This is a genomic window from Streptomyces sp. NPDC057623, from assembly GCF_042800355.1.
Classification (GTDB): Bacteria; Actinomycetota; Actinomycetes; order Streptomycetales; family Streptomycetaceae; genus Streptomyces.
This window is the reverse complement of the sequence record NZ_JBHVGZ010000138.1, coordinates 1-10,969: the sequence shown is the minus strand read 5'-3', so window position 1 is coordinate 10,969 and position 10,969 is coordinate 1. Positions and strand designations below refer to the sequence as shown.

9 protein-coding genes, 1 pseudogene and 1 riboswitch are annotated in these 10,969 nt (G+C 71.7%); of the genes and pseudogenes, 6 read left to right on the top strand and 4 right to left on the bottom strand.

Annotation, left to right across the window (positions count from 1 at the left end; all coding sequences use genetic code 11):
- Positions 1–202: 202 nt before the first annotated feature.
- A riboswitch (cobalamin riboswitch) is annotated at positions 203–355 on the top strand.
- 187 nt (positions 356–542) lie between these two features.
- Positions 543–2,861 carry a 5-methyltetrahydropteroyltriglutamate--homocysteine S-methyltransferase gene (gene metE, locus ACFU95_RS50125; RefSeq protein ID WP_383844357.1) on the top strand — a complete coding sequence of 773 codons (2,319 nt, stop codon included), beginning with the start codon at positions 543–545 and terminating at the stop codon, positions 2,859–2,861.
- A gap of 398 nt (positions 2,862–3,259) precedes the next feature.
- Here the strand turns inward: metE and ACFU95_RS50120 are convergent, their stop codons facing one another.
- The gene (locus ACFU95_RS50120; RefSeq protein ID WP_383844362.1) at positions 3,260–3,409 is read right to left on the bottom strand and encodes an NAD(P)-binding domain-containing protein; all 150 of its coding nucleotides are present in this window, start codon (positions 3,407–3,409) and stop codon (positions 3,260–3,262) included.
- 270 nt (positions 3,410–3,679) lie between these two features.
- Here ACFU95_RS50120 and ACFU95_RS50115 point away from each other — a divergent pair, with 270 nt between their 5' ends.
- The 5 genes from ACFU95_RS50115 (at position 3,680) to ACFU95_RS50095 (ending at position 7,980) form a co-directional block, all read left to right on the top strand.
- Positions 3,680–4,075, top strand: coding sequence for a YybH family protein (locus ACFU95_RS50115; RefSeq protein WP_383844354.1), 396 nt, complete (start codon positions 3,680–3,682; stop codon positions 4,073–4,075).
- 134 nt (positions 4,076–4,209) lie between these two features.
- A complete protein-coding gene (locus tag ACFU95_RS50110; RefSeq protein WP_383844359.1) occupies positions 4,210–4,911 on the top strand; it encodes a 2-phosphosulfolactate phosphatase in 702 nt (233 codons plus the stop codon).
- A gap of 108 nt (positions 4,912–5,019) precedes the next feature.
- Positions 5,020–5,451, top strand: coding sequence for a hypothetical protein (locus tag ACFU95_RS50105; RefSeq protein WP_383844351.1), 432 nt, complete (start codon positions 5,020–5,022; stop codon positions 5,449–5,451).
- 142 nt (positions 5,452–5,593) lie between these two features.
- Complete coding sequence (locus ACFU95_RS50100) at positions 5,594–6,733, top strand: PLP-dependent cysteine synthase family protein (protein ID WP_383844349.1); 1,140 nt, start codon at positions 5,594–5,596, stop codon at positions 6,731–6,733.
- The gene (locus tag ACFU95_RS50095; protein ID WP_383844346.1) at positions 6,730–7,980 is read left to right on the top strand and encodes an MFS transporter; all 1,251 of its coding nucleotides are present in this window, start codon (positions 6,730–6,732) and stop codon (positions 7,978–7,980) included. The genes ACFU95_RS50100 and ACFU95_RS50095 overlap by 4 nt, the downstream gene beginning before the upstream one ends.
- Before the next feature lie 55 nt (positions 7,981–8,035).
- Here ACFU95_RS50095 and ACFU95_RS50090 read toward each other — a convergent pair whose 3' ends face one another.
- From ACFU95_RS50090 to ACFU95_RS50080, 3 genes and pseudogenes are all read right to left on the bottom strand, one after another.
- Positions 8,036–9,502, bottom strand: coding sequence for a flavin-containing monooxygenase (locus ACFU95_RS50090; RefSeq protein WP_383844343.1), 1,467 nt, complete (start codon positions 9,500–9,502; stop codon positions 8,036–8,038).
- Between the two features lie 257 nt (positions 9,503–9,759).
- On the bottom strand, positions 9,760–10,554 hold the full coding sequence (locus ACFU95_RS50085; protein ID WP_383844340.1) for an ABC transporter permease: 795 nt from the start codon (positions 10,552–10,554) through the stop codon (positions 9,760–9,762).
- A pseudogene (locus ACFU95_RS50080) lies at positions 10,551–10,969 on the bottom strand (ABC transporter); the annotation flags it as partial. The gene ACFU95_RS50085 and the pseudogene ACFU95_RS50080, both read right to left, overlap by 4 nt.

Sequence of the window (10,969 nt, the reverse complement as noted above, 5' to 3'; positions counted from 1 at the left end):
AGCCGGTGGCCGTTCAACTATGCGGGCACCATCCCGATGCCGGAGCAAACCCCCGGATCAGGTCGAACCCGTACACCACTTCTCTGGACGCAACCCAGGGTGTCTCACCTCACCATTCGGATGATGGCCCTCCGCGCTGACGCGGCGCCCCGTAGGCTGGCCGCTGCAGCTGGTTCGCCCCGTCCGCCAGGCGGGGAGTCGCAAGAGGGAACCCGGTGGGAATCCGGGACTGCCCCGCAGCGGTGAGCGGGAACGACCGCCGTCAGACGCACTGGGCCCGAGGAACAGGGTCTGGGAAGCGACGGCCAATAGGTGTCCTCCTAGCAGGAGGGCGTGCCCGCGAGTCCGAAGACCTGCCAACTGCCCGCGCGCGGACAACCCGTGCGTGGACATCCCGGTGACCTCGTGGGCGGGTCGGCGTACATACCAGGCGGACGAACCGTGCCTTGCCGCGCACGCTCCTGTCCGTCCGGTTCGTCACCCCTTCGCGCTCTCGTCCCGTCTCCGGGATCTCAGGGATTCATCTCGCGAAGGAGATCTCCGTGACCACCAAGTCCGCAGCCGCGGCAGCACGGGCCACCGTGTACGGCTACCCCCGCCAGGGCCCGAACCGGGAACTGAAGAAGGCCATCGAGGGCTACTGGAAGGGCCGCGTCACCGCCGACGCCCTCCGCTCCACCGCCGCCGACCTGCGCAGCTCGAACTGGCGGCAGCTCGCCGAGGCCGGCATCCACGAGGTGCCCACCGGTGACTTCTCGTACTACGACCACGTCCTGGACACCACCGTCATGGTCGGCGCCGTCCCGGCCCGCCACCGTGCCGCCGTCGAGGCCGACGCCCTGGGCGGTTACTTCGCCATGGCGCGCGGCACCCAGGACGTCGCGCCGCTGGAAATGACCAAGTGGTTCGACACCAACTACCACTACCTCGTGCCCGAGTTGGGACCGGACACCGTCTTCACCGCCGACTCGACCAAGCAGGTCGCCGAGCTGAAGGAGGCCCTGGCGCTGAGCCTGACCGCCCGGCCCGTGCTGGTCGGCCCGGTCACCTACCTCCTGCTCGCCAAGCCCGCCCCGGGCGTGCCCGCGGACTTCGAGCCGCTCACCCTGCTCGACCGCCTGCTGCCGGTGTACGCCGAGGTCCTCGCCGACCTGCGCGCGGCGGGCGCCGAGTGGGTCCAACTGGACGAGCCCGCCCTGGTCCAGGACCGCACTCCGGCCGAGCTGAACGCCGCCGAGCGCGCCTACCGGGACCTCGGCGCCCTCACCGACCGGCCGAAGCTGCTCGTCGCCTCGTACTTCGACCGGCTCGGCGAGGCCCTGCCCGTGCTGGCCAAGGCGCCGGTCGACGGGCTCGCGCTCGACTTCACCGAGTCCGCCGCCGCCAACCTCGATGCGCTCGCCGCCGTCGGCGGGCTGCCCGGCAAGCGACTGGTCGCGGGTGTGGTCAACGGCCGCAACATCTGGGTCAACGACCTGGAGAAGTCCCTGTCCACGCTGGGCACCCTGCTCGGGCTGGCCGACCGGGTCGACGTGGCCGCGTCCTGCTCCCTGCTCCATGTGCCCCTGGACACGGCCCTGGAGCGGGACATCGAACCGCAGATCCTGCGTTGGCTGGCCTTCGCCCGGCAGAAGACCACCGAGATCGTCACCCTCGCGCGCGGCCTCGCCCAGGGCCCCGACACCGTCTCCGCCGAACTCGCCGCCAACCGCGCCGACCTGGCGTCCCGTGCGGGCTCCCCCATCACCCGTGACCCGGCAGTGAGGTCCCGCGCCGCGGCGGTCACCGAGGCCGACACCCGCCGCTCCCAGCCCTACGCCGAGCGAACCGCCGCCCAACGCGCCCACCTCGGACTGCCCCTGCTGCCGACCACCACGATCGGCTCCTTCCCGCAGACCGGCGAACTGCGCACCGCCCGCGCCGACCTGCGCGCCGGCCGGATCGACACGGCGGGCTACGACGAACGCATCAAGGCCGAGATCCAGGAGGTCATCTCCTTCCAGGAGAAGACCGGCATCGACGTCCTCGTGCACGGCGAGCCCGAACGCAACGACATGGTCCAGTACTTCGCCGAGCAGCTCACCGGCTACCTCGCCCCCCAGCACGGCTGGGTCCAGTCCTACGGCACCCGCTACGTCCGCCCGCCGATCCTGGCCGGCGACATCTCCCGCCCCACGCCCATGACCGTGCCCTGGACGTCGTACGCCCAGTCCCTCACCTCCCGCCCGGTCAAGGGCATGCTCACCGGCCCGGTCACCATGCTCGCCTGGTCCTTCGTCCGCGACGACCAGCCCCTCCGCGAGACGGCCCGCCAGGTCGCCCTGGCCCTGCGCGACGAAGTCAACGACCTTGAGGCGGCCGGGACTTCCGTCATCCAGGTCGACGAGCCCGCCCTGCGCGAGACGCTCCCGCTGCGCGCCGCCGACCACCCGGCCTACCTGGCCTGGGCGACGGAGGCGTTCCGGGTGAGCACGAGCGGGGTGCGGCCGGACACCCAGATCCACACCCACATGTGCTACGCCGAGTTCGGCGACATCGTCCAGGCCATCGACGACCTCGACGCCGACGTCATCAGCCTGGAAGCCGCCCGCTCCCACATGCAGGTAGCCCGCGAACTCGCCGCCCACGGCTACCCGCGCGAGGCCGGACCCGGCGTGTACGACATCCACTCCCCGCGCGTCCCCAGCGCCGAAGAGGCGGCCGAACTGCTGCGGACCGGCCTCAAGGCCATCCCCGCGGAGCGGCTGTGGGTCAACCCTGACTGCGGCCTGAAGACCCGCGCCTGGCCCGAGACCCGGGCGTCGCTGGAGAACCTGGTCGCCGCCGCCCGTATCGTTCGCGGCGAGCTGTCCGGGGCCTGACCCGCACCTCCCGAGGGGCCGGGGCGCCACAAGCGCCCCGGCCCTGACGAGCAGTATCGCCACGGCCACAAGCACAAGGGGGTTCCATCGGTGAAGCACAGGACGCGAGAGGTTGTGGTGGACACCCGGCCCATGGTCGCCGTATCCGCGAACGACTTCGAGAGGCTGCTCGCCATGTGCAGACAGCTCGGCAGCCACCGCCAAAACGCGCACACTGCGCGACAGACTCCTCGACATGACCGAGTTCTTGGACGGCCCTGCCGAGACACTCGGCGGCGGCCTCCCGGCCGAGCTGGACGACACAGCCCCGTCCCCTGGACCTCGGCGCGGCCAGGCAGCGCTCGTGGCCGAGATACGGCGACGGGCCCATCGGGTACGGGCCATCACCGGCGCGAAAACTATGCGTTTCGGCGTCGGCTTCGAGACCGTGTGCCACCGTCTTTACCCATGGCCTCCAGCAGCGGCCGCGCCTCGGCGAACTCGCCCTCTCCCCCGCCGGCCATGAAGGTCAGCGTGGCGGCCTCGGCGCCGACGGCCGCGGCCCTCACGTGTGCCGCCGGGTCGTGGAAGGGAGCGATCGCGCTGCCGCACCCGTTCGGCCGCCCGCGCACCCGATGGGAGACCGCGATCCGGCCTACAGGCACTGCCTCCCGGGCTCCGGCTCCTCTCGGACATCGACGTCTCCGACCTGCCTTGACAGACAGGGCGGGCAGCGGGCGCCGCCCCACGGACACGGACGCACCCGTAGGCGACCGGCCAGGGCGGCGAGCGGGCGGACCGCGCAATGCGATCCCGATCGTCAGGCGGATGATGAAGGTATGACCGATCGCGATGACTTCCTGGCGTGGGTCAGGAGCGCCCTCTACGAGGCGGAGCTCGCACTGCACAACGGCGACGCGGCTCGCCGCCGGGCGCTCTGGTCGCGCAACGAGCCGGTGAGCGTTCTGGGGGCGTGGCGCAACGCCTTCGGCCGACAGGAGCTCGACAGCCTCTTCACCGCTCTTGAGGGGACCTTCTCCGACTGCACGTCGTATGTGTTCGAGCTGCAGGCGTACGACGTGTCGGGAGACATGGCCTATACGGCTGGTCTCGAGCACACCTCCGCCTCCGTCGATGGGAAGCCGCGCACTTACACCTTGCGGGCCACCCAGGTGTACCGCCGCGAGGAGGGTGAGTGGAGAGTGGCCCACCGGCATGCCGACGCGGTGGTCTGAGCAGGCGTCAACACCGCATCAGCGACGCGGGCTGCCGGCAACCGGCAGCCGGGGCACGGCGTTTTCGGGACCGTCCACGTGATGCGCGTCACTCTCCGGGTGCTTCGGGTCGGGCGTACGCGATCATGAGCGGAATGGAAGCTCGATTCCCTGGCATCGCCGAGCTCGTCGAAACCCCGTCCGTGGCCGTCGTGGTCGACGTGATGCGCGCTTTCACCGTGGCTGCCTGGGCCTTTGCCCAGGGGGCGGAAAAGATCGTGCTGGCCGAGTCGCTGGACGACGCTCTGGCCCTCAAGGCTCGCCATCCGGATTGGGTGGCCCTCAAGGACGGTCCGCCCGCGCCCGGGTTCGACGCCGTCAACTCGCCGGGCCTGCTGCGGTCCGTCGACCTTGGCGGACGGACCGTCGTGCAGAAGACCACGGCAGGGACGGTCGGGGCCCTCGCGGTCAAGGAGGCGTCGCTGGTGCTGTGCGCCTCCTTCGTGGTGGCGGAGGCGACGGCTCGGCTTCTGCGGACACGCGGGTGCGACAGCGTCACCTTCGTGGTCACCGGCGAAGACGGCCAGGCCGATGAGGACCTGGCGTGTGCTCAGTACATCGCGGGCAGGGCCGTCGACGCGGGGACGGATGCCGCCGGGTTCCTCCGCCGCGCCGCCGATTCGCGTGCCGCCGCCGAACTGGCGGAAGGCGTGCGTCAGGGAGTCCATCCCGATGACGTCGCGCTCTGCCTCGAACTCGACCGGTTTCCCTTTGCCATGGTGGCGACCCTGGAAGGTTCGCTCATGGTCCTGCGCCCGCACGCCATGTCTTCGCCGGCCGACGACGTCTCGATCTGACCGCCGCCCCCGAGCACAGCCGCCGGAGCGCAGCCGGTCGTCCCGCCGACGCTCCCACGACACCACCCGCCTGAACTTTGTGCACCTGATCGATTACCTTCTGTGTTCATGGCGGCTCGTCCAGTGCTCCGCGTTCCCCGGTCCGTGCCACGGGCCGGGGCGGCACTCGTGGTGCTGCTCGCCGCGCTGGTCCACCTGCTCGGCTGCGCTCATGGGCCGGCGTCCTACGGTGCGGCCCGGGCCGACACCCTCCTGGCCGCGACGGCGTCCAGCGGGCAGGCACCCGCACCGCCGGGCGCTTCGGACACGGCACCGGCGGCCCCCTCGGGGGGCGGCGACGCCGGGTGCTGGGGCGAGGACGAAGCGACCGCGCAGCCGCCCCGGGGCATCGCGTCGCCTGTCCCCGTCGTGGACCGTGCGGCGCCGTCCACCGCGGACAGCGGCGTGCTCCCCGCGGAGCCCGGCCCCGCTCCGGATCCGGCCCGGGAGTCGGACACCTCGGGCCGGTCGAGAGCCCACCTGGGCGTGTGGAGGACGTGATCGGCCACTGAGCCGCAGCGACGAGCGGAGGACGGACGCCTGAACGCCCGCCCGCCTGTGCCGCGGCAGCCGATCAGCCCCCGTCTCATCGACCACGACGGCCGAGCGCCCGCATGCGCGTCGGCCGCGGGAGAAGCACGCCATGAGCCACCCGCCCCGTACCACCGTCCCCTCTTCCCCGGCCCGACTGCTCGCCGACGCCAAACGTCCGATGCTCACGCCCGCCGGACTCGTCGGCGACACGCCCGTCCTCTGGATCGGAGAGCCGTTCACCGCCGCCGGACGCGGCTTCTGGACGAAACTCGAAGGCCACAACCCCGGCGGCATCAAGGACCGAACCGCCCTGTACATGGTCCGTGCCGCCCGCGAGCGGGGGCAGTTGCTCCCCGGCGCACGCGTCGTCGAGTCGACCTCCGGCACCCTCGGGCTCGGTCTGGCGCTGGCCGGCGCCACCTACGGCCATCCGGTCACCGTGGTGACCGATCCCGGCATGGAGCCACTGATCGCCGGCCTGCTCACCGCCTACGGCGCCGAGGTCGACGTCGTCACCACCGCGCACCCGGAAGGCGGCTGGCAACAGGCCCGCCTGCACCGCGTCGAGGAACTCCTCGCGCTCCACCCGGACGCCTGGTGCCCCGACCAGTACCACAACCCCGACAACGTGGCCGCCTACACCCCGCTCGCCCACGAACTCGTCGCCCAGCTCGGCCGTATCGACACGCTCGTCGTCTCCGTCGGCACCGGCGGTCACTCCGCCGGCATCGCCTCCGTCCTGCGCGGCTACTTCCCCCGTCTGCGGGTCGTCGGCGTGGACAGCACCGGCTCCACGATCTTCGGCCAGCCCGCCGCGCCACGACTGATGCGCGGCCTGGGGAGCAGCATCCACCCCCGCAACGTCGCCTACGGACTCTTCGACGAGGTCCACTGGGTGTCCGCCCCCGAGGCCGTCCGGGCCGCCCGCACGCTGGCCCGTCACCACTACGCCACCGGCGGCTGGAGCGTCGGCGCGGTGGCCCTCGTCGCCCGCTGGCTGGCCCGCACACTGCCCGCCGAGGACCGCGTCGTCGCCGTCTTCCCCGACGGCCCGCAGCGGTACGTCGGCACAGTCTTCGACGACGCGTACTGCGACGAGAACGGCCTGCTGGGCCACCTGCCCGCACAGAGCCCGGACGAGATCGGCCACCCCCACGAACGAGTCGTCACCCGCTGGACGCGCTGCCCCCGGGTCGTGGACCCGCTCGCCGAGGGCGACGCGCGGGAACTCGCGGGAGCGGCCCGATGAGAAACCTGTGGCGACAGACCCGCTCCTTCTCACCCCCCGTACGGCTGCTGATGGCCAACCAGTTCGCCATCAACCTCGCCTTCTACATGCTCATGCCCTACCTCGCCGCCCATCTGTCCGGCGGACTCGGCCTCGCCGCCTGGGCGGTCGGGCTCGTGCTGGGCGTACGCAACTTCTCCCAGCAGGGCATGTTCCTGATCGGCGGCACCCTCGCCGACCGCTACGGCTACAAGGGCCCGATCATGGCGGGCTGCCTGCTGCGCACCGTCGGCTTCGGTCTGCTCGGCTGGGTCGACAACCTGCCCGCCCTGGTCGCCGCCTCCGCCGCGACCGGTTTCGCGGGGGCCCTGTTCAACCCGGCCGTCCGAGCCTACCTCGCCGCCGAGGCGGGCGAGCGCCGTGTGGACGCGTTCGCCACCTTCAACGTCTACTACCAGGCCGGCATGCTGCTCGGCCCGCTCGTCGGACTCGCCCTGCTGGCCGCCGACTTCCGCCTCGTGTGTACGGCCGCCGCCGCCGTCTTCGCCGTGCTGACCCTGTTGCAGTGGCGTGCCCTGCCCGCTCGACGCGACGGCGCCACCGGCAGCGGCACCGTGCTGTCGCAATGGCGCACGGTCGTGACCAACCGGCCCTTCCTGCTCTTCTCCCTGGCGATGATCGGCTCGTACGTGCTGACGTTCCAGGTCTATCTGGCCCTTCCGCTGGCCGCTTCCGACGCGCTGGGGGCGCAGGGCACAGCGGTCACCAGCGGGCTGTTCGTCGTCTCGGCCGCCGTCACCATCGTGGGCCAGCTACGGCTCACCGGCTGGGCCAAACGCCGCTGGAGCGCCCACAAAGCGCTGGTGCGCGGGCTCGCGGTGATGGGGCTGGCCTTCGTGCCGCCGGCCTTCACCCCGCAGCAGGCCACGCCCACGGTCATCGCCCTGGCGGCAGCAGTCGTCCTGCTCGCGGTCGGCGGTGCGATCGTCTACCCCTTCGAGATGGACACGGTGGTCACCCTGTCCGGGGGCCGTCTGGTCGCCACGCACTACGGCCTCTACAACACCGTCTCCGGTCTGGGCATCACCGTCGGCAACCTGGCCACGGGCGCCCTGTGGGACTTCTCCGTACGGCACGACGCGCTCTGGCCGGCGTGGGGTGCCCTCGCCGCCACCGGGCTCGCCTGCGCGGCGGCCCTCGCCACCCTCGTACGCACCGGACGGCTCACCACCCCACAGCCGCAACCCGCCACGACCTGGTCGGCGTGAACGACGTCCACCGCGCCTGGCACACCAGCCAGGTCGTCCAGGGCACCGCACGTTCCTACCGGGCCGTCGAATCCGGTCGGTTCAGGCCCGCGTAGCGGTGGGCGACCCCGCCGGGGAGCAGGTATTCGGCCAGTGGGTTGCCGGCTCGGCGCGACGGCAGCCCCATGTCGTGCAGGAGTTCGTCCGCGCAATGGATGTCGTAGGGGCCGAAGTCGTAGCCGCCGGAGTCTGGCAGGACTCGTTCCTGCCAGGCCAGGCGGGCGTCGATGGCTTCCTCCATCTCCTGCTCGCTCGGGGCGGTGCGCAGCGTCCCCCGGAAACGGCCGGTCAGCCAGTGGGCGGAGAGTTCCACGCCCATGATGTTGTTGAAGACCTGTCGGAAACCGACGAATCCCAGCCGGTCGGCGCCGGGCGGCACGATGCCCCGGTGCAGGCGCAGCCGCCCGGCGGAGTCGTGCACCGGCACGCGCGGGTCCAGGAACGGGAAGACCTTGTGGTGCCCCGTGGCGAACACGATGACGTCCGCGGCCACTTCCTCGCCGGTCTCCAGCCGCAGTCCCTTGTCGGTGTACGCCGCCACAGCACTGATCTTGGGGTCGATCAGGCCGCGGCGGACGGCCCGGACGTAGCCGCGGGGTATCACTCCCGCGTGGGCCAGGTGGAAGGGAAGTGCCCGGTCGGGCCGCAGTTGCCTCGGCAACCGGTAGAGGCCGGTGGAGACCAGCATGTCGCGGGTGATGACCCACCACAGAGCCCGTTTGACCCGGTCGTCGATGCGGTCGACCGGCCGGACGCAGGCCGGATCGTGGTAGCGGGGCAGGAGTGCCTCGCCGAACCGGGTGAACAGGATCCACTTGTAGCCGACCAGACCGAGCAGGAGCCGCTCGGGGATCATCCAGTTCACCTTGCGCTGCACGAGGGTGGCCGAGGCCGCCTCGCCTGCGGCGCGGGTGATCAGGTCCAGGGCGGACTTGCCGCCCCCTACGACGACCACGCGCCGGTCCGTGAAGGCGCCGGCCCGCACCTCGTTGGAGTGCAGCACGGTCCCGTGGAACGACTCGCGCCCGGGTAACTCGGGCAACCGGGTGTGGTGATGAGCCCCGCTGGCGACGACGACGTAGTGGAATCGTTCGCTCTGAACTTCCGCTGCTCCCTCCCCGGTGGGCCGGGAGTCGATCCACCAGCCGCGGGCGCCCAGCCGCCCCGGCCCCTCCACCGGCCGGACGGAGACCACTTCGGTGCCGGGTCGGACGCGGTCCAGCACACCGAAGGTCTCGGCGTAGTACTCCAGGTAGCGTTGCACGTCCACCGCGCGGGCGAAGTGCAGTCGGTTGGGCAGGTCCGCGAACTCGAAGAGGCGTCGACTGGCCTGGTTGGCCAGCCCGTCGTAGCAGCCCCCTGCCGACCAGGTCCCGCCGACCTGCTGGAACTTGTCGAGGACGGTGACGTCGAAGCCGTTCTCCAGCAGCACCTTGGCGCTGACGATTCCCCCGGGGCCGGCCCCGACCACACACGCTCTCATCGGCTGTCACTCTCCTCGGAGATCGGTGCGGCCGGCTCATTCATCATCCCGGTCCCCGGCGACCGCGCAAGACGGCCTTCCAGCGGGGCCGTGGGCGGGAGATCACCGCGCACCGGGTGCAGCACGCGTCGGCTGGTGGGGGGCCGGCCCGGTCCGGCAGGCGGCCGAGGACGCCGGCAAGGCGGCGTACGCCGAGGCTCATCGGGCGTACGCCGCCCTGGGGCGGGAGGAGTTGCGGGCGGTGACGCCGGGTGAGCTCAACTGCCCGGCTCGCGGTTGAACCGCGCCTTGGACCAGACGTAGCCCAGCACGGTCAGGCCCAGGCACCAGCCGACGGTGAGCACCGCGTTCTTCGTGCCGATCTCGCTGCCCAGCAGCAGGCCGCGCAGGGTCTCGATGGCGGGCGAGAAGGGCTGGTACTCGGCGATCGGCCGGAACCAGCCCGGCATGGCGGCCACCGGCACGAACGCGCTGGACAGGAGCGGCAGCACCATCAGCGGCAGCGCGAGGTTGCTGGCCCCTTCGGCGTTGGGGCTCACCAGTCCCATGCCGACGGCGATCCAGATCAGCGCGACGCTGACCGATGTCAGCAGCCCGACCGCCGCCAGCCACTCCACCGGCGTGGCGTCGGGGCGGAAGCCGATGGCCAGCCCGACGCCCAGCACCACCGCGAGCGCCATCAGCGTCTGGATCACACTGCCGACGACATGGCCGATCAGCACGGAGGCGCGGGAGATCGCCATGGTGCGGAAGCGGGCCATGATGCCCTCGGTCATGTCGGAGGCCACGGACACCGCCGTGCCGATCGCGGTCCCGCCGATGGTCATGAGCAGGATGCCGGGGACGATGTAGGCGATGTAGTCGCCACGGTCCGCGGGGCCGCCGGTGATGCCCGCGCTCATGGTGTCGCCGAAGATGTAGACGAAGAGCAGCAGCAGGATGACCGGGGTGAGCAGGAGGTTCAGGGTCAGGGAGGGGTAGCGGCGCGCGTGCAGGAGGTTGCGCCGCAGCATGGTGACGTTGTCGCGGAACGGGTGGCCGGCGGTGCTCATCGGACGGTCTCCTTGGCGCTGGACGGGGCGGGGGCGACGCTCGCGGTCAGGGCGAAGAACACGTCGTCCAGGTCGGGGGTGTGCACGGACAGGTCGTCGGCCTCGACTCCGGCCGCGTCGAGCCAGTCGAGGATGGCGCGCAGCTCGCGCTGGCTGCCGCCGCTGGGGATCTGGAGGGTGAGGGCTTCGTCGTCGCGGGTCGTCTCGCGCAGTGCGGTGGCCGCCCGTTCGTACGCCACCGGGTCGGCGAAGCGCAGTCGTACGTGGCCGCCGGGGACGAGTCGCTTCAGCTCCTCGGCGGTGCCCTGGGCGACGAGCCCGCCGCCGTTGAGGACGGCGATACGGTCGGCGAGCTGGTCGGCCTCCTCCAGGTACTGGGTGGTGAGGAAGACGGTGACGCCGTCGGCGACCAACT